This window comes from Nocardioides cremeus (assembly GCF_030518195.1).
Lineage (GTDB): Bacteria > Actinomycetota > Actinomycetes > Propionibacteriales > Nocardioidaceae > Nocardioides > Nocardioides cremeus.
In genome coordinates, this window is the sequence record NZ_JAULSC010000019.1 from 70,375 (window position 1) to 88,408 (window position 18,034).

20 protein-coding genes are annotated in these 18,034 nt (G+C 69.2%); 5 read left to right on the top strand and 15 right to left on the bottom strand.

What is annotated here, in order from left to right:
• The first annotated feature begins 369 nt into the window (after positions 1-369).
• Entirely contained in the window at positions 370-828 is a 459-nt protein-coding gene (locus QWJ41_RS16495; protein ID WP_302709492.1) for a hypothetical protein, read from the top strand.
• A 14-nt stretch (positions 829-842) separates the two neighbouring features.
• On the opposite strand, the gene QWJ41_RS16500 is transcribed toward QWJ41_RS16495, so the two are convergent.
• Positions 843-1,028, bottom strand: coding sequence for a hypothetical protein (locus tag QWJ41_RS16500; RefSeq protein WP_302709494.1), 186 nt, complete (start codon positions 1,026-1,028; stop codon positions 843-845).
• Between QWJ41_RS16500 and QWJ41_RS16505 the strand changes: the two genes are divergently transcribed.
• Positions 1,029-1,355, top strand: a complete 327-nt coding sequence (locus QWJ41_RS16505) for a hypothetical protein (protein WP_302709496.1) — start codon at positions 1,029-1,031, stop codon at positions 1,353-1,355. It abuts the gene before it with no gap.
• A gap of 453 nt (positions 1,356-1,808) precedes the next feature.
• Here the strand turns inward: QWJ41_RS16505 and QWJ41_RS16510 are convergent, their stop codons facing one another.
• The 9 genes from QWJ41_RS16510 to QWJ41_RS16550 are packed head-to-tail and all read right to left on the bottom strand — an operon-like array spanning position 1,809 to position 9,276.
• Positions 1,809-2,711, bottom strand: a complete 903-nt coding sequence (locus QWJ41_RS16510) for a hypothetical protein (protein ID WP_302709497.1) — start codon at positions 2,709-2,711, stop codon at positions 1,809-1,811.
• Positions 2,705-3,268, bottom strand: a complete 564-nt coding sequence (locus tag QWJ41_RS16515; protein ID WP_302709499.1) for a hypothetical protein — start codon at positions 3,266-3,268, stop codon at positions 2,705-2,707. Before QWJ41_RS16515 ends, QWJ41_RS16510 begins: the two co-directional genes overlap by 7 nt.
• A complete protein-coding gene (locus tag QWJ41_RS16520; RefSeq protein ID WP_302709500.1) occupies positions 3,265-3,540 on the bottom strand; it encodes a hypothetical protein in 276 nt (91 codons plus the stop codon). The genes QWJ41_RS16515 and QWJ41_RS16520 overlap by 4 nt, the downstream gene beginning before the upstream one ends.
• A gap of 22 nt (positions 3,541-3,562) precedes the next feature.
• On the bottom strand, positions 3,563-6,805 hold the full coding sequence (locus QWJ41_RS16525; RefSeq protein ID WP_302709501.1) for a LysM peptidoglycan-binding domain-containing protein: 3,243 nt from the start codon (positions 6,803-6,805) through the stop codon (positions 3,563-3,565).
• The gene (locus QWJ41_RS16530) at positions 6,802-7,236 is read right to left on the bottom strand and encodes a TadE/TadG family type IV pilus assembly protein (protein WP_302709503.1); all 435 of its coding nucleotides are present in this window, start codon (positions 7,234-7,236) and stop codon (positions 6,802-6,804) included. Before QWJ41_RS16530 ends, QWJ41_RS16525 begins: the two co-directional genes overlap by 4 nt.
• On the bottom strand, positions 7,236-7,694 hold the full coding sequence (locus QWJ41_RS16535) for a TadE/TadG family type IV pilus assembly protein (protein ID WP_302709504.1): 459 nt from the start codon (positions 7,692-7,694) through the stop codon (positions 7,236-7,238). The genes QWJ41_RS16530 and QWJ41_RS16535 overlap by 1 nt, the downstream gene beginning before the upstream one ends.
• Positions 7,691-8,086, bottom strand: a complete 396-nt coding sequence (locus QWJ41_RS16540) for a TadE family protein (RefSeq protein WP_302709505.1) — start codon at positions 8,084-8,086, stop codon at positions 7,691-7,693. The genes QWJ41_RS16535 and QWJ41_RS16540 overlap by 4 nt, the downstream gene beginning before the upstream one ends.
• A gap of 9 nt (positions 8,087-8,095) precedes the next feature.
• Positions 8,096-8,302, bottom strand: coding sequence for a hypothetical protein (locus QWJ41_RS16545; RefSeq protein WP_145724661.1), 207 nt, complete (start codon positions 8,300-8,302; stop codon positions 8,096-8,098).
• A gap of 56 nt (positions 8,303-8,358) precedes the next feature.
• Positions 8,359-9,276, bottom strand: coding sequence for a type II secretion system F family protein (locus QWJ41_RS16550; protein WP_302709506.1), 918 nt, complete (start codon positions 9,274-9,276; stop codon positions 8,359-8,361).
• Between the two features lie 236 nt (positions 9,277-9,512).
• On the opposite strand from QWJ41_RS16550, the gene QWJ41_RS16555 reads away from it, so the two are divergent.
• From QWJ41_RS16555 to QWJ41_RS16565, 3 genes are read left to right on the top strand one after another with little or no spacing between them, the layout of a single operon-like run.
• Complete coding sequence (locus QWJ41_RS16555) at positions 9,513-10,628, top strand: tyrosine-type recombinase/integrase (RefSeq protein ID WP_302709507.1); 1,116 nt, start codon at positions 9,513-9,515, stop codon at positions 10,626-10,628.
• 4 nt (positions 10,629-10,632) lie between these two features.
• Complete coding sequence (locus tag QWJ41_RS16560) at positions 10,633-10,965, top strand: helix-turn-helix domain-containing protein (protein WP_302709508.1); 333 nt, start codon at positions 10,633-10,635, stop codon at positions 10,963-10,965.
• Positions 10,962-12,773: a site-specific integrase gene (locus QWJ41_RS16565; protein WP_302709509.1), complete on the top strand. Its 1,812-nt coding sequence runs from the start codon at positions 10,962-10,964 to the stop codon at positions 12,771-12,773. Before QWJ41_RS16560 ends, QWJ41_RS16565 begins: the two co-directional genes overlap by 4 nt.
• Before the next feature lie 5 nt (positions 12,774-12,778).
• Here the strand turns inward: QWJ41_RS16565 and QWJ41_RS16570 are convergent, their stop codons facing one another.
• From QWJ41_RS16570 to QWJ41_RS22070, 5 genes are all read right to left on the bottom strand, one after another.
• Complete coding sequence (locus QWJ41_RS16570) at positions 12,779-13,702, bottom strand: type II secretion system F family protein (RefSeq protein ID WP_302709510.1); 924 nt, start codon at positions 13,700-13,702, stop codon at positions 12,779-12,781.
• Entirely contained in the window at positions 13,699-15,405 is a 1,707-nt protein-coding gene (locus QWJ41_RS16575) for a TadA family conjugal transfer-associated ATPase (RefSeq protein WP_302709511.1), read from the bottom strand. The genes QWJ41_RS16570 and QWJ41_RS16575 overlap by 4 nt, the downstream gene beginning before the upstream one ends.
• Positions 15,402-16,244 (bottom strand): CpaE/TadZ family protein, encoded by an 843-nt coding sequence (locus QWJ41_RS16580; RefSeq protein ID WP_302709513.1) that lies wholly within the window; start codon positions 16,242-16,244, stop codon positions 15,402-15,404. The genes QWJ41_RS16575 and QWJ41_RS16580 overlap by 4 nt, the downstream gene beginning before the upstream one ends.
• 3 nt (positions 16,245-16,247) lie before the next feature.
• Positions 16,248-16,805, bottom strand: coding sequence for an SAF domain-containing protein (locus QWJ41_RS16585; protein ID WP_302709514.1), 558 nt, complete (start codon positions 16,803-16,805; stop codon positions 16,248-16,250).
• A 428-nt stretch (positions 16,806-17,233) separates the two neighbouring features.
• A complete protein-coding gene (locus tag QWJ41_RS22070) occupies positions 17,234-17,698 on the bottom strand; it encodes a helix-turn-helix domain-containing protein (protein ID WP_369292735.1) in 465 nt (154 codons plus the stop codon).
• Between the last annotated feature and the right edge of the window lie 336 nt (positions 17,699-18,034).

The following is an 18,034-nucleotide window of genomic DNA, read 5'->3' on the forward strand; positions in this document are numbered from 1 at the left end:
CGACTTGTCGCCAACATCCGCTTGGCGGCGCGGATTCCCGGGTCGGCTTCTTGCGCCGTCTCGTCTTTGAGTAGACCGGCACGATGTCCCGTGCGCTCCACTTTCCCATCGGCAATGGCGTGGTCGGCAGGGGCGATCAGCGGGATCGTCGCACGGATCTCTGCCCGGCAAATCGCTACCACCTTGCCGGGAACGGCCCGACCGCACAGACCCGTCAAGGTTGCCCGTGGGGACGTCGTCAATCTTTCGTGCATCTCGACATTCTTTGTCGAGCTGCAGAGAACCTTGAGCAACGCGAGCCTTGTTCAAAGAACACTGGCCCGCCGGACTTATCCGCGGCGCCCGGCTCCGGCGCGTAGCGTCTAAGACATGTCGCTGACCGGGCGCCTCGACGATCCTGAGAGCGCGGTCCGCCGTCACTTCGAGGCCGCGTACCCCCACATCAAAGAAGTCCGATTCGCGGACACCTCGGCCCCGGCGGCGTCGATCACGATCGACGGCCGATCCCACTCGCTCGTCACGGTCGACTGGTTCAACCCTGGCCCGCCCAAGGTGCTGCCAGGCGCCGAGCAGGCAGGGGAAGGCCGCTACGACTGGGGTGCGGCCGGAACAGCCTTCGACTACCGAGTCCGGCTCCTACTGGCGCCCCAGGATCCGGCCGGCTTTGTCGCCGCGGCGGGTGCCCGAAATCTCGCCCGCCGCTGGCGCCAGCCGGCACCAACAGTCGCGTGGTCCGAACTGGTCGAAGCGATCGCCGGCCTCCAGACGGAACCCAGTCACGCCCGCGAGGCCGTGGCCACCCCGAGTCCACGACGGTCGCGAGGCTGAGTGGGCTCCTAGCGCTATACGAACAGCTCTACCGCGTTCCGGCGGCTTACCTGACCAGCCATCTGCTCCTCCTCGCCGGACCCGACGCCCAGCTCGACGAACACCTGGCGCTCGTCGATGACCGGCTCGTCAACGATGTCGCGGCCTTGACTCTGCTGTTCACGGAGAGCCAGCCCGACCTTGCAGGCCGCCATCAGCATGTGGTCTCCAACCCCATCTTCGACCGCAGCAACGACCTCGGCGGCGCGGACGCGGACCTCATCATCGATGGCACTCTGCTCGAGCTGAAGACCGCGAAGACCCCCGCGCTGAACAAGCTCACGTTGTGGCAGTTCCTGGGCTATCTGCTGGCCGACACCACCGACCGCCACCAGATCCGCGAGGTCGGCTGGTACTTCTCCCGTCACGGATACCTATGGCGGCTCCCGGCCGAGGAGCTACTCGCCCGGCTTCACGGCGACACCCTCGACCTGACCTCCGCCAGGGCGCAGTTCGCTGACCTCCTCCATGGCAGTCATGCCCTATGAGCAATGAGTTCGCGAAGGGCTACCTACGCGACGAGTTGCAGTAGGCCGGATCCCTATTTTGACGGCAACGGCCTTTGGTCCAAATCCGGCAAAGTAGCCCGCGGCGGGGTCCCCAATCTTTCCTGCAACTCGACATGCTTATGAGCGGGCGAGCGGCCCCGGACGGCAGTCGACGCGGCGCCGGTCCGGCGCCGGCGCAGCTCCTCCCCGACCGGGCGGCCCTGAGCTTCTGGTTCTCCTGCGCTGCTCGATCGGCCGTGCTCTACTGGGCGCTGAAGCCCCAGGTGACCCGAGACGCCTGGGGCTTTCCCCTTCGCAACAGGTGGCCCGCGCAGGCCGGATGCTCGCGCCGGCCGGGGCTCGACCCGAGGCCGTTAGAACGAGAACAGGTCCCCGTCCTGCTGCGAGGAACGGGGACCTGTCTCCTGTGGTCGCTGAGTGACTACCCATCGCTCACTGGGTCAGCACTTGGGCCTCACCGATTCGGATCGGAAGCGCGTCGGTGGTCAGGTCGAACTCGATGGTTCCGGACTGCCCGCCGCCGGTCCACTCGACGACCCAATGGCTCGTGGCGGTGACCTGGTAGGCCCCGTCGGGCTGGTCCGTCGACATCTTCTCGTAGCGGTGCCCACATGTCGGCGAGTCCTTCTTGCCGTAGTGGTCGGCGTACGGGGTGCCCTTGCCTGTGCAGGTCACCGTGGTCCCGTCGCCCATGTCCCAGACGATGCTGGAGACGCTGGCGGTGGCACTGACCGACACCGACCCCTCGCTGGCCGATGCAGTGATCGGACCGAACGTGTCGTCCGTCGGGCTGTCGACCCACATCCACACCGGCAGCCCCACTAGCCCAACCCTGTCTGGGCCGGACTCCGGGACGATGCCGATCTGGATGGGATCCAGGTCCATCGAGGCGATCGCGCGCTGAGCGAGCACCACGGGATCAATTCTGACTTCTTCGCCTGTCTGCACCCACGTGTACTCCCAGGACGATCCGGGCGGCGGGAAGTAGCAGACGTGCCAGGCGCCGTCTTCTTTCGTCTGGCCCGCGGGCGGCTCGAGATCTTCGCCCAGCTCACCAGCCGAAGGTCCGATCCAGCACTCGTGAAGGCTGCTCCACACCGACCCTCCGGGACCGGTGCAAGGAATCTCTCTCCCGTTGTAGTTGCAGGTGGAGGAGCCGCCGCCGGTGTCGCCCCCGCCACCGCCGTTGCCGCCACCACCCTCGTCCTCACAGACGACCTCGCCCGTCTCCTCGTCGACGTCGCAGCCATCAGCGTTGGCCGAGGGTGCCACTGCGACCACGACCACGAACGATGCGCCGAGCATCGCCAGCAGAGCGAGGATGCGCTTCAGCATGACTCCTCCCACAGGAGGTCAGAGTCGGTCACCTTCCACGCGCCCTTGTCCTTGACGAGGGTGTACTTGACGGGCGCTGGGTTGCGGAGAGGGTTGCCGTCAGGAGTGGTGTAGTCGGGAGTCCGCACCTTGCCCTTCACCTTCACGGTTACGCCTGAACGGTCCTCGCAGTCCGTGATCTCGATCGAGTTGCCGCGGTTTCGCGGCTCCCCGAGCGTGTGGACGTAACTACCGGTCTTCGTGACGTCGGCAATCTTCATGTCGACGACCGCTTCCTGCAGCTCAAGAAACTCTTCACCCGTCGCGACCGGGTTGAGGGTCTTGAAGTCGATCGTCCGCTTGCGGTGGGCCAGGTCCCTCACCTCGAGGTACTTCGTCAGCTGGGCCGCCGCCTTCTCCTCCGGTGTCTTCGGAGTCGGCGTGCTGGTGGGTGTCGGCGAGGGGGACGGGCTCGGGGTGTCCTGGACCTTGGGCTCGGTGTCGTCGCCGCCGCAGCCCGTCAGGGTCAGGGCGAGGGCGAGGGCCACTCCCCCGAGTGCGGAGTGGTGCTTCCTCATGCGGTGTCTCCTCCTGTGGTGGGCGACGCCATGACTGACCGCTGGCTGACGTCGTTGGCGATGTGCTCGAGGTGTTCTTCGGCTGCGTCGACCAGCTCGGCCAGCGAGCCGTTGTCGGCGAGGTCGATCCCGAACTTCTTATCGGCGTTGTAGAGCGTGCGGATGGTGTCGCGCACGAACACGGCCCGCGCAACGCGGCGGGCGTCGAGGTCGGGGCGGTCGCCGCCGGCCGCGACGTATCGGCCGGTGAGTTCCTGGTCGAACGTTGTCATGTGCTGGTGCTCCCTTCCCGAGTCAGCTCGCGAGCCAGCCGTGTGTACGGATGATGGTCTTCGTGCGCTCCGACAATTCCATGGGTGCGTCACCGTCGTCGGACCGGTTGCAGATCTCTTCGCGCAGGATCCGGTCGGCCTCGAGCTGGTCGCCCTCGGCCTTCATGACGTGGGCAAGGCACAGTCGGGTGCTCTCGCCGTCGGGGTCGGCGCGGTTGGCGACGTAGGCGGCGGAGCGGGCCTTGATCAGGTCGCCGGCCGCGAGCGCCTCGGTGACGACTATGAGGGCGACGTCGGCGATCCACCCGCCCGCCATGAGGTCGACGCGGTCAGGCTCGTTGGCGAGCCATGCCCACCCTTCCTCGCGCAGCTGGCTGAACGGCTGGGCCTCCCCGACGAGCTCGAGCGCAGTGCAGAGGTCGGCGACACCCTCGGCGCCGCCTCGGCTCTGCCCGCGCTTGCGGAGGCGAATGAACAGGTCCAGGTCGACGAGCAGGCCGTCGTCGACCTGGTAGACGTTGACCCCGATGAGCTTGGCGGCCGGCGCCTTGTCCGCGTAGGGCAGGTGGTCCTCGCCGGTGCGGGGGTTAGGACCGAGCCAGTCGCGGACGATGTTGGTGTAGTCGCGCACCTTGCCGTCGGAGATGGAGAAGGCCTCGCGGATCTGCTCGCGGGTGGCGCCGTGCCTGCGGTGCAGGGCGAGGAACGCCAGGAGCTCGGTGAAGTAGGGCTTGCGCTTGGCGAGTGCCTTGCCGTGGGCGCGTGCGGTGACCCGGCCCAGCAGGGTAAGGCGCGGGCGGTCGCAGTTGGGCGAGAACCAGTCGGCGATGTCCTGGTCGAGGGTGGGGTCCTTCTCCTCGACCTCGGCGCGGACGTGGGCGGGCACCTTCGGTGCCAGGGCCTCGAGGTCCTCCTGCACGATCGCGCTCTCGCGGATGTACTCCTCGTCCTCGCCCTCGAGCAGGGAGGACAGCGGCTCGTCGACGGCTCCCTCGGGGGTGTTGCGGGGCAGGGTGTACTCGCGACGCAGAGCTCCGGAGGAGTCGGTGTAGGCCTCCCAGCCGTCGGTGGCGGTCTCGTCCACGGGCGCGTCGACGTACTCCTGGGTCTCGCTCTGGGCGTAGACCAGAGCGCAGCCGCGGGCTTCGTCGCTGGTGAGGCCGACGGCGATGAGGTTGAGGCCGACGTGCTCGAGGACGACGCGACCGGTGTTGGTCACGTGCAGCACCGCGCCGGGCGTGTTCGGGCGTTCGCCGGCAATGACGATGGAGGTCGCGGACTGTCCGACGTGATCGTTGACCAGCTGCAGCAGCTGCTTGAGGTCGTCGGGGTCTCCGGCTGCGGCATCGAGGAGCAGCATCCTGGCGGGCCAGGTGTCGTCGTCGACGCTGCCGGTGCGGGCCGTGGACACATCGGTGTCGTGTCGCTTCGCTCGGTCGACCGTTGTCACCGCGGCGGCGAGGATCTCCGCGGTCGCGGGCGTCCCGGCCGCACCGGTCGGGTAGTAGGTGATCCGCTCGTCCATGGCGACGGTCTCCTCGGCCACGCCGATGCAGTCGACCTGGACGCGGCGCGACCACGGGTTGACGGCCAGCTGAGCAGCGAGGTGCCGGGCGAAGTCGCGGCCGTAGGTGGGGTCGCCGCTGATGGTCAGCGTGGAGAGCTCCTCGCAGTTCAGCAGCCAGGTCTCGCCGGTGTCGCTCATGCCGATAGTGGCCAGCAGCGGGTAAGGCGGCTCGACGTTGCCGGTGTCGGGACCGAGGTCCTCCACCGCGATGTCCGTGCTGACGTGCCAGTGGGTCTGGTCGGGGCTACCCACCCAGGGACCCGGGACGGCGGCCGGGGCGCTCAGGTGCAGCGTCAGCTTGCCCTTCGCGAGCTCGACGGCCGCCAAAGGCGGCATCGTGGTGCCCTGGGCTCCGACCGCCGCCGCGAGACGCCGCAGGGCCTCGTCGGCGAACTCCACGGTGGCGGCCGCGGCGGCACCGGTCGCGTTCAGCGTCATCTCCACCGGCGCCACCTCGGGCGGCGGGGCGGCGATCGCTCGACCCGGCGGCCGGTTCCGGTAGGCCGAGCGCCGACGAGACCGCAGCGCCATCAGCAGTGCCCCGGACAGCAGCATGCCCCCGCCGGTCAGACCGGCAAGGACCCAGGGCGCCTCGAGGATCGAGTCGTCGGCTTCGTCGACCTGGTCGACGTCGGCGGCCGGCGCCGTCGGCCCCTCGGCCTGCGGGACCTCGGGCGCGGCGGTCTCCGGGGCCTCGGTCTCGGGGACCCGCGGCGTCTCCTCGGCCGGCGGGTCGATCGGCTGCTGCTCGTCCTTGGGCTCGGCGGGGGTCTCGGGCTTGTCCTCGCGAGGCTGCGGCTGCTGCTGCCGGTCGTCGTGACCGGCCGGTGTCTGGGCTCCGGGGATGTTGAGCTTCCAGCCGACGTCGATCACGTCGGGGTCGGCGAGGCGGGCGCCGCCGGGCTGGGTGATGCCGGTGGAGGCCTTGTAGATCTCCGGCCACCGGTCGGCGTCGCCGAGCTCGTCGCGGGCGATGTCGCTGAGTGTGTCGTTGGGTTGCACGGTGTAGGCGTGCGCCGACGCTCCGCTGTCCGGGGCGGCGGGCAGCTTGAGCACCCAGCCGGGCTCGAGGAAGCTGGGTCGGGAGCCGAGGAGGTCGCGGTTGAGCTCGGCGATCTCCTTGTAGCGCGCGCCGTCACCGAAGTGGTCCTCAGCGATCGACCACAGGCTCTCCCCCGGCTTGACCGAGTGATCGACCGTCGCGCGCTCCTGCTTCGCCTCGACCTTCACGCCGTGCTGGGCGGGCGTCTGGTCGACGGTCCCGGCCTGGACATGGCCCACAGCCGCCGGCTCAGATGCGGCGGCGGGGCCGGCGTTGGCGGCCTGTGCGGCGATCGGCGCTGCGATGAACAACAGGGCAGCGAGTCCGATCAGTCCGTGGGCCGCGGCCTGCGGGCGACCCAGTCCCGGCAGCTTGGGCGCCTCGACCCTGCGGAGCCGGGCGATGGTCTCCACCACCAGGCTGAGGGTCATGAAGGCCCACGCGGCCCAGCCAATCACCTTGAACAGGCCCAGGATCATGGTGCCGTCGTCGGGTGCGAGGAGTGCGCCCTTGACGCTCTCCCAGCTCGGCGCCTGGTCGGGGATCGGGTTCGCTCCGATTGCGAGGAAGAGGGCCGGAAGGCCGATGATGATGCCGAGGACGGCGACCGTGGCGAGGAGCCCGGTCAGCCGCTGGCGCAGGGTGGGCGTAGTCATCGTTCGGTGCCTCCTTGGGCGCGGATGAGCCGTGCAGACGCCTCCCCGGTGACCCTCATCGAGTCCAGCCCGATGATCCCGAGGAACTTGCTGTCGTAGGTGTCGGTGGTGCGCACGATCAGGGTGTCGCCGTTGACGACGGTGACGCTGCCCTCCACGCCGGCGGCGTTGAGGTAGCCCTGTGCGGCGGACTTGGCGGCGTTGATGTCGACGCGGAGCTCCTCGCCGCGGATGGCGGTCGAGCCCTGGACCTCCTGGGCGCCGGTGCGGGCGGCCTGGGCCGCGGCACTGCGGGCCTGCTGCTGGGCGTGCACCTTGCCGCCGACGTCGACGGTCATCCCGACCAGGATGATCATCACCAGTGACGCGGTGGCGAACCAGACGCTGATGGCGCCGCGCTCGTCGCGCTGTCGTCGGACCGGGTGGCTCATCATCGGCGCTCCCGGTAGGCGTCGACGGGGCTGCTCGCGGTTGCGGTGATCGTGCGGGTGCCGGGTACGCCGGGGATGCTCAGGTCCGACAGGTTGACCGTGCAGGTCACCGTGACGTTCACCTGGGCGGTGTTCCCGATCGGTGCGTTGAACGCCGCAGCGTTGACCGTGATGTTCGTGCTGGTGCAGTTCACGTCCTGGTCGTGCAGGCTGCTTGCTGCCGAGGACCTGCCTGCGGCGATCGCCTCGCTCTGGGTTCGCTCGATCGAGGCTGTCCGTGCTGCCTCGTACGCGGCTGCTTCCACGGACTGCTTGGCGATCTCGACGCGGCCGCCGAGGATGATCATCGCCACGAACAGCCCGAAGGCCGGGACGCCGATCGCGGCCTCGATGGCCACCGATCCGCGCTCGTCCCGGCTGCGGTTGAAGGCGCGTGCCCAGATGCTCTGCCCCCTCATTCGGTGAGCCTCTCGACCGGGACGCTGGCGCTCTGGCGGACGGTCACGTGCCAGCCGGGGATCACGCTCATGGACTTGCCGGTGACGGTGATCGTGGCCGTTGTCGTGGTCCGTGACCCGGAGACGCTGGTCGACGTCATCACGTCGGAGCCGCCGGCGTCCTGGAGGAAGCCGTTCGCGGTCGCCACTCCGGACTCGCGGGTGCCGTTCTCGCTGCCCGCCTCGCGTGCGCCCTCCTGCGCGGCCGCGAGCGCTACTTCGCGGGCGTGGTAGTACAGCGCGCCCTGGACACCGAGGAACATCACCGCGAAGAGCGCTGGCATCAGGAAGACCATCTGGATGGCCACTGAGCCGCGCTCGTCCCGGCGTCGGCGGCGAGAGCTGGAGAACATGGACGGGTCCTACTTGATCTTTCCGGCCTCGCTGGTCACGAACGCCCTGATCGCGGCGACGACGATGCCGACGATGAGGATGACCGCGCCGGCCCAGATGACCTGCTCGATCGTGACCGAGCCGCGCTCGTCGCGTCGGTGCTTGACGGTGCGGTCCTCCATGCTGGCGATCACGGCGAGGGCCGTCACCTGGAGGGTGATGAAGAGCTTCAACATCGGGTTGTTCCTTTCTGGGTGGTGGAGTAGGGGGTGTCCCGGGATTGACGTCGGTGTTAGGTCGCGAATCGGAGCATCGAGGGGGTGACGAGGATCGCCATGAAGACGATGCCGAGCAGGCTGGCGGGGATGTACATGCGCTCGGAGACGGCGTTGGCCTTTCCGAGTTCGGCGCTGAGCATCGCCGAGCGGAGTGCGGCGGCTCGGGCGCGGAGGTTGTTGTAGATCTGGGCGCCGTCCTGGCCGGACTGCTGCATGATGTCGGCGAGGTCGTCGAGCTCGGGGACGCCGAGGTCATCGGCGAGCCCGTGCAGGGAGTCCCAGGGGGCGCGGGTCATGTAGCGGGCGCGGCGCAGCTCGCTCTCGATCCGCTTGAACACCCAGGTGTCGCCGACCTCGGCCGCGGAGCGCAGCGCCTGCTGGCCGCTGGAGCCGTCGCGGACTCCGGTGGCGACCATGTCGATGTAGGCGCCCAGTGCCCGGCTGAACTCGATGCGGGCCTTCTTGGCGTCGTCAGTGGCGTTGTAGTTGGGCATGAACCAGAACAGTGCGGCGAGCCCGAGCGACCCGAAGGTGGGGATCGCGAACGGGAGCGGGAGCCCGATCAGCGCGAAGAACGTCGCGAACAGCGGCGGCATCGCCAGGCCGAGTAGCGCCCAGACGACCTTCTCGCCGTAGAACCTGGTCTCGCTGATCTGGAGGATGGCCAGGTCCTTGCGGGGCGTGTGTGCCCACGCTCCCCCGGGCAGGTTCTTGATCGCCCACACGCCGATCCGGTCGACGAGCGATCCGGATTCGGTGCTCTGCTCGACGTCGAGCGGGCCGCCGCTGCGGCGGGGCACGACGTGGTCGGGCGAGAGCCGGTCCAGGGCGTCGGTGAGGTCGGGGTCGGACGGGGCCAGGCGCCACACGAGCAGGGCAACGGCGAGCCCGAGGAGGGTGCCGCTGGCGAGCGCGAGCTGGAGGCCGGTCATGCGAGTGCTCCTTCCTTCTCCCCGTGCGCCGCTCGGTGCGCGTTGCGGGCTTGGAGTACTTCAGTTCCATCCAGTTCGTTTCTGGCCGGTTTGTCCTGTCTGGGCTGTGACCTGCGCCGATGAGTGCGGCTGTCGACATCTATGGAGTGCGACAGGTCTTCACGATTCCCGACCACCCTGTTATGTTCACGACAGTTCATCTCGACTCCTGAAGCGGTGGTTCGGTGACTCTTACCGTGGTCCGGTCGCTGGACTCCGCGCGGAGCCTGCGTGGCAGCGTCGATGTCGAAGAGTTCGAGCAGGAGCTGATCGACCAGTACTCGCTGTCTCTTGCCGCGGTGGGGATCAACGACAAGACCGCTGCGGCGGACCGTTCGGTGGTCTTCGAGTTCTCGCGCTCTCTGGGGCGGCCGCTGTGGACCGCGCAGGTCGAGGACGCCGACCGGTATCTGAGGTCGGCACGCCGCGAGCGGGGTCTGGCGAGGTCGACCGTGGCGGGCAAGGCGGCCTCGTTGGCGAAGTTCTACGAGTTCGTCATCGTGCGCTACCAGGGCGACATCCACGCCCTGTTCGACCAGGTCGTGGTCCAGCCGATCGACGAGTTCAACCGGCCCCGGTCGGTAGCTGCGGCCACGGCAGAGAGGATCCCGCCACGGGCCGACGAGGTCGGTGACCTGTTCGGAGGATGGGCAGAGTCGCTGCCCGAGGCCCGTAAGTACCTGCCCGCCGCGCGGGACTACCTCGCGGCGTCGCTGTGGCGACGGCTCGGGCTGCGGATCAACGAGACCGTGATGCTCGACATCGGCGACTGGCACCCCGAGCTCGGCAGCCACGGCAAGCTGCACGTGCGCCACGGCAAGGGAAGCCGCGGCCGTGGCGCGAAGGTCCGCATCGTTCCGGCCATCGACGAGGTGGACGCGCTGCTGGAGTGGTGGCTGACCGACGTACGACCTCAGTACGGGAACGACTACGACGACCCCAACGCCCCGCTGCTGCCCAGCGAACGCCGCGATCCGATGACCGGGCATTGCACCCGCATCGGCGCCGAAGCGCTGCGCACCGGCTTGGGCGAGGCGACCAGACAGTGGCTGCCGGGATGGAGCGGCCGGCTGTCGCCGCACGTGCTGCGGCACTACTGCGCCTCGCATCTGTACGAGCAGGGCATGACGCTCAAGGCGATCCAGGAGCTGCTGGGCCACAGCTGGCTGTCCACGACCACGCAGTACATCCACGTTCGCTCCACCCACATCGAGAGGTCCTGGGACGTCGCGACCGAGCGAACCCTGGCACGCCTCGGCACCACCGTGAGCGGGCCGATCGCCCGAGATACGAGCGAGAAGGAGGAGGGGTGAGTCGATGCGCTGGAACATGAGGATGAAGGCCGCTGAGGCCGGGATCTGGAAGTCCACCCAACTGCGACGAATGTTCGCCGAGGCAGGGCTGGAGATCAGCGCGGGGAAGATGTCGGGCTGGTGGGCCGGCACCCCAACCACGATCCGGCTCGAGGACCTCGACGTGATCTGCTTCGTGCTCAACTGCACGCCCGCCGATCTGCTGATCTGCGAGCCCGAGGCGGTCGCGGCCCGCCGACCCGCGAAGAAGACGGCGGCACAGGCAGGGTCACCGGCGGCCACGAAGACCGCACGGCATCCGGCGCCGGGACGGAGCCGTAGCAAACCACCGGCGTGACCGCGCCGAGGATGTGCGAGGCCTGCGGACTCAAGCCGCAGGCCTACCACGGCCGCCGCTTCTGCTACGACTGCAAACCCGGCACCAACGGCAGACCACCGCCGTGTCGTCGTTGCGGTGCCACCGGGGACCACTGGTCCGAGCGGCTGTGTCGGCGCTGCCACCAGTTCGCCCCGCAGCTGCCCGACTCCTGCCGCGACTGCCTGGCCTGGGGCGCCACCCGCACCCTGAAGTGGCTGTGCGCGGCCTGCGCGAGCTGGCGCCACCTGCATCCCGGAACCGGTGAATGCACTTCCTGCCACCGCGACCTGGCCATCAACGAGCACCAGGCTTGTCGACTGTGCTGGTTCCAGACCTTCTTCTACCAGACCCAGCTCGGTCTGCCGAAAGACGTCCTGGCCGCCAACCCAGGCAGCCAGCAGCTGTGGCTGGCGAACATGGGCAACCCCAAGAACGGCTACCGGCCACACCTGCGCCGGGACTACAGAGACCCGCGGCACCAGATCCATCCACTCGGCCATGACCCCAGTGCTGGCCCCCGTGCCGACCCCAGTCCCGAGCAGCACGACCCGGGGTCCGCCGTGCCGTCGGTGCCCGATCCCGACCAGCTCGACCTGTTCGCCTACGACCGCGTCGAAGCCACCGCCCGCCGGTTCGGGTTCGGCGAGCCGCCCAGCACCCGCTTCGCCGGCATCCTCGACCAACACGTCCTCGACCACGCCGGCCGGCACGGCTGGAGCGACAAGCAGACCCGTACGACCCGCATCACCCTGCGGGTCCTGCAAGCCCGACACCGCATCACCGCCGAGCCGATCCAGGCCAGTGACCTGGACGGCCTGACAGGCCTGGGCCTCACCGTCCGGCTGGCGTTCGAGGTGCTGGCCGACCACGACTTGTTGGTCGACGACCGGGTTCCGCCGCTGCAGAGCTGGTTCGCCCGCCAGATCGAGGTGCTGCCCAACCCGATGTCCAGCGAGCTGCAGGTCTGGTTCGACGTCCTGCACCACGGCAGCACCACCCCGCCCAGGAGCCGACCCCGCCATGACGTCACCATCAAGACCCGCACCCTGTGGGCCATGCCCACCCTGCGCGGCTGGGCTGCGGTTGGGCATCAGTCCCTGCGGGAGATCACCCGCGACGACATCCTCACCGTGCTGCCCGCCCAGGGCACGCCGCGCGTCACGCTCGGCAACGCCTTGCGGTCGATCTTCACCACCCTCAAACGCCATCGCGTGCTGTTCGCCAACCCGATGGCGCGGATGCGGATCGGGAACCTCGAGCGTCGTGTCCCGATGCCCATCGACACCGCGCGCATCCGCGAGGCCTTCGAGTCCCCCGATCCGACCACTGCCGCCATCACCACCCTCATCGGCATCCACGGGCTGCGACCCAGCGAAGCATGCGGCCTGCTGCTCACCGACGTACGTGACCACCGCATCGTGCTGCCCGACCGGACCATCCTGCTGGCAAGAGCCACCAAGGCCAGGCTCGACGCCTACCTCGCCCACCGCCGCAACAGGTGGCCGGGCAGCATCAACTCGCACTTCCTGATCCACAGCCGCTCGGCCGCCACCCTGGAGCAGGTCAAGGTGCCCTGGCTGACCCGCAAGCTCGGCATGTCCGCCAACGCGCTGCGCCGTGACCGCATCCTGGCCGAGGTACACGCCGGCGGAGACCTGCGCCAGATCTGCGACTTCTTCGGCGTCACCATCGCCACCGCCGAGCACTACGCCAGCACGATCAACCACCCAGAGCTCGACGACTTCACCAGCCAGCCCTCCGGTTCGCGAACCGACGGCCCATACTGAGCGCGTCACGGCGACCCCACCCCTGGGTTCGAGTCGAGAAAGCCGTCAGTTTTCGCGAACCGATCGGAATTGTCGAGGAAGCGCGGGAGCGGCTTGGCGACCGCCATCCGGCGCATCCACAGCAGCGTGGCCACGTAGGCAGTCAGTAAGACGGCGAGGATGACCTGACCGAGCGGGCTGCCGTACGGCTCGATGTAGTCGCCGGTGAGGGCGAGCATGCCCAGGACGCCGAGGGTGATCACGGTGACCGTGCGGGCGGTGGTGCGCGGCTTGGCCTGGTCGGCGGCGATCTGGCGGCGGGCGCGCACGTCGGCGGCGACGGTCTCGGCGAGGGCGTCCAGCGCCTTGGCCAGGCCGGCCTGCCCGCGCCCGCTGGCGGCGAGGATCAGCTGGCTGGCCACCACGTCGCCGGTGGAGTCGTTGAGGTCCTCGGCGAAGGCGCGTAGCACGTCCTCGGTGGTGGCGGTGTTGTTCCAGAGCCGGGAGACCATCAGGCCGACCTCGCGCTCGATGGGCGCCGGCACCGACTGCAGCGACTTGATGAGAGCCGAGCGCAGCGACTGGCCGGCCGTGAGCTTGCCCGACAGTGACCGGGTCCACTCCTCGAGCGCCTCGAGCTTCTCGACGTTCGCGGCCGCCTGCGGGGGTGAGAGCAGCAGCGGGATGCCGACGATCGCGGCCGGGACGAGCACGATCGCGATCACCCAGCCGGTCAGCAGCGCGACCAGGAGGCCGGCGACAGCGCCGCCGATGACCAGCATCCGGGTGCGCGGGTTGAGCCGGGCGAACCAGCCACCCGCCCGGCCGAAGGGGGTGAGGGTCCGGGCGGGCCGCGACGGCTTGGGGGGTGCGGGGATCAGCGCGTAGACCATGCCGATCAGGCCGATGACGATGAGCGCCCCGAAGACGGCGGGCAGGAAGGCGGTCATGAGGTTGCCACCCCGGGGTTTGCCTGGGATTCGGCCTTGTACGCCTCGATGTCGAACCCGTAGCGGGCGAGCTCCTGGGCGAGGAAGTTGTCGAGCTTCCCGGTGGCGACGGCGTGGCCGAGCTGGTTCGGGGCGAAGATCGGGGTGGTCGCATACCCGCGGGCCGCGTCGATGCTGGGCTGGACGACCAGGACCTCCTCGACCCAGCGGTGCTTGCGGAAGGTGCCGTCGCCGTTGGAAACGACTTCGGAGCGCAGGTACACCACGATGTCGATGGCAGCGGCGAGCTTGCTGATCGCGAGCTCGCGGGTGACCTGCGGGCCTTTCTCCATGGCACAGGAGACGAGCTTCTCGATGGTGTGCTCGGCGCTGCGGGCGTGGGTGGTGCTGATCGAGCCCGGGCCGGACTCCATGGCCTTGAGCATGTTCCAGACCTCCGGGCCGCGGACTTCGCCGACGATCTGGCGGGCGAGGTTGAACCGGAAGGAGTGGTGGATGGCCTCCTCGAGGCTGAACTCACCGGCCTGGCGGCCGTCGATGCCGACCTCGCCGGATCCGGGCCGGTGCTCCCAGGCGTGGACGATCTTGTGCCGGTCGACCAGCTCGTGCAGGTGCAGCTCGAACTCGGTCTCGAAGGTGCCGATCATCTCCCAGGGTGGGATGCACGAGCACAGGGCGCGGACCCAGGTGGTCTTGCCCGAGCCCTGGACGCCGGAGACGACGATGCTTTTGCCGGCGCGGACGCAGGCGGCGAGGAAGTCGGCCAGGACCGCGCCGCACGCCTTGCGGTCGTAGACCATCTCGTCCATCGACACCTCGCGCATCCCGTGCCGGCGGATCACCACCGAGGTGTAGGCCATCACCCAGGAGCCGGCCGCGAGCCGGGCGCCGCCGGGCAGGCGCAGGTCCAGGTGCGGACGCGCTTCAGTGAAGGGCCGGTTCTGCCGGGAGCCGAGGTCGGCGAGGAACTCGCGCAGCTCGTCCTCGGAGTCGGCGATCGGGGCGGCCTCGACCAGGGTGCCGTCGACGAGCTCCAGCCACACGGCGCAGTCGGGGCCGCGGGCGATGACGATGATGTTCTCCACGTCCTCGCGCTCGACCAGCGGCTGCAGCCGGCCGAGACCGAACAGTGCGGCCTTGAGGGCGGCCTTGAGGGCGTTCTCCTGCTGGCGGCTCCACGGTGGCCGGCCGGTTGAGACGAGGGCCTCGGCTTCGGACTTGATGAACTCCTCGATGACGTCGAGGCCCATCTGTTCGCGGTCCTCGTCGGTGACCCGGCCGCCCTCCTTGTCCAGCCGGGCGGTCAGCCGGGAGGAGATTTCGGCCCGGTACTGGGCGATGAGCTCCCAGTCCAGCTCGACCTCCCCCCTGTCGGCGCCGTCGTAGTCGGTGGCGGCGATCGTGTATGGCTGGTCGTCGGGGTTGGCGACGAGTGGGCGGAGCGTGAAGTCCGAGCGGGTGCGGCCCGGCTGCTGGTCCTCGCTGGTCCAGGCGCCGGCGAAGATCGGCAGCGACGTCGGGTCGTGGTCCTCGCTGGTCGGCGCCGGCGGGGGTGGCTGCGTGGCTGGCTGGTTGCCGTTGGCGCCGCGGCCGCGGGCGAACGGGGAGCGCGGGCTGCGGTGTGCGTGTCGCGCCGCGAGCCATTCGTCGGCGCGGAGCGGCTCGCGGTCCTGGGCTCCGGGCTGGTGTCCGTTGGTGGTCATGCGCGGCCTCCGATCGGGTGTGCGAGGGCGGCCTGGTTGGAGGTGAGGACGGAGTGGATCAGGGAGACTGCGGTGCGGTAGCTGCGCACCAGTTCGGAGGACTCGAACTTGCGGGGCTTGCGGGCGCCGTGGGAGTAGACCTCGGCGGCCTCGGGCTGCCAGTCCACCGATGCTGCGACGGAGATCTGGAGCGCGTTGGCGATGTGCCGCGACGTGTAGGGACGCACCCGCGGGACGCCCGTGGGCATCGCCGGCCACCGGCGGTCCTCGTCGACGAGAAGGAGGCCGAGTCGCGAGAGGCCACCGACGGCGGCGAACTGGTCGCGCAGCATCTTGGCCCAGGAGCGTGCACCGGCCAGCGCGGGCAGTGAGCTGCGAGTGACCAGCAGGGTCAGGTCGGAGGCAGCGATGAGCGGCTGCGGCCAGCCCGCGAGACCGAGCCGGCCGGCGTCGACGATGACGTCCTGCCCGTTGCGGTCCAGCGCGCGCAGTTGCTCGGCGAGCGGCTCCCACAGAGGCAGCAGGCTCGGGGCCTGCTCGTGGGCGCGGATGCCAGGCAGGAACCAGGGCGCCCGCTCGGCCGGGGCCTCGGGGTCCAGCAACAGCGTCTCGCGAGGAAGGGCGGCGGCCAGTGTCCCCTCGCGCAGCGCGAGGGCGAGGTTGATCAGCCCGCCGGTGGGCTCCTGGGTGCCGTGGAAGTAGCCGGCGAAGACCGCGGAGGAACCGGTCGGGTCGGCGTCGACCAGGAGCACGGGACGGTGCCAGTTGAGGGTGAGCCCCAGCGCCGTGGTCGAGACGCCGGGCGAACCGCTGGCCGAGGCCAGGACGATCAGCGCCATTGGTCAGCGCTCCCGCGTGTCCAGGACGAGTGCGACCCGTCCGGTCGCGGCGCGGGCTGCCAGGTCGGCGGCGTCGCCCTCGGGGACAGAGACGTCGACAACGGTCTCGCCGGTCTCCTGCACGCGGCTAACACCAACGACGACTGCCTCGACCGTGACTGGGTCCTCGTTGGTGACCTCGCCCTGGTCGCCGGGCGTGGTGACGATCCGGACGGAGTCACCGGAGTAGAGCGGCTCGGACGGCATCTGCGCGGGGGTGAGGCTGATGCCCACCAGGGACTCCCCCTCCCCCGGCACCAGGCTGTCGGTGACGGCCGACTCGGTGAGCAGGGTGCCGGCCCACAGGTCGACGGCGGCGCGGCTGCCCTCGAGCTCGGCCTTCTGGCTCCCGGCGACCGGGCTCAGCGCCGGGTCGACGCTCACCCGCACAACCGAGAGGTCACCGGCCTCGATGGTCTCGCCGCGCTTGATGTCCTGGCTGACCACGAGGACCTCTTGCGTGTCGTTGATGGAGGTGAAGGCGAACGCGGTGCCTAGCGCGCCTGCGGCGACAAGGGCCACACAGAGTGCGAACACCCATGGTCTGCGGCGCTGCTTGGGTCGTGGTCGTGGACTGTTGTTGAGCGTGGGCATGCGACGGCTGGTGGGGGTTGCCTCGCCTGACAGGCCTTGAGCGGTGTTCTGTGACATGGATCCCGAGTCCTCTCGTGTCTCGATCACCTACGTGTCAAGACGGGCCCGGAGCGATCAGCGCGAGCCCAACTCGATACGGACACACTAGTGCATTCCTATCGAACGTCTCGTCATCCACAGGTGACCGCTTCCGAGATGCCATCGCCCAGTCCTGACCGGAGGGTCGCGCGGCTCAATCCCCCCGATGGGACCGAGCATCACGCCTCCAAACGATCCGGAGTCCATGGGACCACAAAATCGTCCGGGTCTCCCGGAACAAATTCTCACCTGTGGATAAGGGTCAAACCCGCCTGCGCCTACGAACTCGGTCGGGCCGAGGCTGTTCCGCTGCGCCGGCGTTGCCGTTGCGCCTCATGGAATGCTGCGACAACCAGTTCGACGGACTCCCCGAGTACGCGGGCTAGCGCTTTGAGCGACTGTGGTGCAGGGAGTCGGGTCCAGCGCCCTTGCTCCCAGGCGTAATAGGTCGGCACAGCCACGTTCACGGACGTGGCGAGTTCGGGGACGGTGAGCCCTGCCTGCAGGCGCAGCGCTCGGAGATCGGGGACATCACCGTCGAGGTGAATTAGCCGCAGCGCCGGGATGTCGAGGGCATTGGCGAGTCTGACCAGGAAGTCGGGGCGCGGAGATGACGTGCCCAACTCCCAGCGTGAGATGCGCTCACCCCCGGCCGCTCCCACCAGACGCGCCAACTCATGCTGAGTCAACCCCGCTTCCTCGCGAGCAGCCCTCAACGCGTTGGGATCGATTCCGGAGGCCATCGCCGACGAACACTAGCGGTGCCGATCCTCTGCGGGACAGGTCAGTCTGGCTACCCGGACCGACGACCTGGGACCGCGGAGCCCGTCCGTCTCACTCAGCGATGGCGCCGCTCGCGACGCGGACACTCCTCGCCGCATGGCGAATGACGTTGGGCCCGACATCGCGCCCAGCCTCGGTGTCACCACTCGGCGGTCTTGCCCACGCTGGCCACCCGGTGAATATTCGCCTTACTGGGGTCCAGCGGCGGCGTGTTCCGGGGCCGTCGGGGTGACTGCTCGTTGGCGGGCTTGGGGGCCGGTGTTGGCGTGGTTGGGGGCCATCCGTTTCTAGGCTCC

What these genes read in the sequence shown, in the direction of transcription:
- QWJ41_RS16550 (WP_302709506.1), bottom strand. Translation starts at nt 9,276, where the DNA reads ATGACCGGCCTCCAGCTCGCGCTCGCCAGCGGCACCCTCCTCGGGCTC.
- QWJ41_RS16560 (WP_302709508.1), top strand. Translation starts at nt 10,633, where the DNA reads ATGCGCTGGAACATGAGGATGAAGGCCGCTGAGGCCGGGATCTGGAAG.
- QWJ41_RS16515 (WP_302709499.1), bottom strand. Translation starts at nt 3,268, where the DNA reads ATGAGGAAGCACCACTCCGCACTCGGGGGAGTGGCCCTCGCCCTCGCC.
- QWJ41_RS16540 (WP_302709505.1), bottom strand. Translation starts at nt 8,086, where the DNA reads ATGTTCTCCAGCTCTCGCCGCCGACGCCGGGACGAGCGCGGCTCAGTG.
- QWJ41_RS16545 (WP_145724661.1), bottom strand. Translation starts at nt 8,302, where the DNA reads ATGTTGAAGCTCTTCATCACCCTCCAGGTGACGGCCCTCGCCGTGATC.
- QWJ41_RS16570 (WP_302709510.1), bottom strand. Translation starts at nt 13,702, where the DNA reads ATGACCGCCTTCCTGCCCGCCGTCTTCGGGGCGCTCATCGTCATCGGC.
- QWJ41_RS16530 (WP_302709503.1), bottom strand. Translation starts at nt 7,236, where the DNA reads ATGAGCCACCCGGTCCGACGACAGCGCGACGAGCGCGGCGCCATCAGC.
- QWJ41_RS16575 (WP_302709511.1), bottom strand. Translation starts at nt 15,405, where the DNA reads ATGACCACCAACGGACACCAGCCCGGAGCCCAGGACCGCGAGCCGCTC.
- QWJ41_RS16535 (WP_302709504.1), bottom strand. Translation starts at nt 7,694, where the DNA reads ATGAGGGGGCAGAGCATCTGGGCACGCGCCTTCAACCGCAGCCGGGAC.
- QWJ41_RS16580 (WP_302709513.1), bottom strand. Translation starts at nt 16,244, where the DNA reads ATGGCGCTGATCGTCCTGGCCTCGGCCAGCGGTTCGCCCGGCGTCTCG.
- QWJ41_RS16520 (WP_302709500.1), bottom strand. Translation starts at nt 3,540, where the DNA reads ATGACAACGTTCGACCAGGAACTCACCGGCCGATACGTCGCGGCCGGC.
- QWJ41_RS16510 (WP_302709497.1), bottom strand. Translation starts at nt 2,711, where the DNA reads ATGCTGAAGCGCATCCTCGCTCTGCTGGCGATGCTCGGCGCATCGTTC.
- QWJ41_RS16525 (WP_302709501.1), bottom strand. Translation starts at nt 6,805, where the DNA reads ATGACTACGCCCACCCTGCGCCAGCGGCTGACCGGGCTCCTCGCCACG.
- QWJ41_RS16495 (WP_302709492.1), top strand. Translation starts at nt 370, where the DNA reads ATGTCGCTGACCGGGCGCCTCGACGATCCTGAGAGCGCGGTCCGCCGT.
- QWJ41_RS22070 (WP_369292735.1), bottom strand. Translation starts at nt 17,698, where the DNA reads ATGGCCTCCGGAATCGATCCCAACGCGTTGAGGGCTGCTCGCGAGGAA.
- QWJ41_RS16500 (WP_302709494.1), bottom strand. Translation starts at nt 1,028, where the DNA reads ATGCTGATGGCGGCCTGCAAGGTCGGGCTGGCTCTCCGTGAACAGCAG.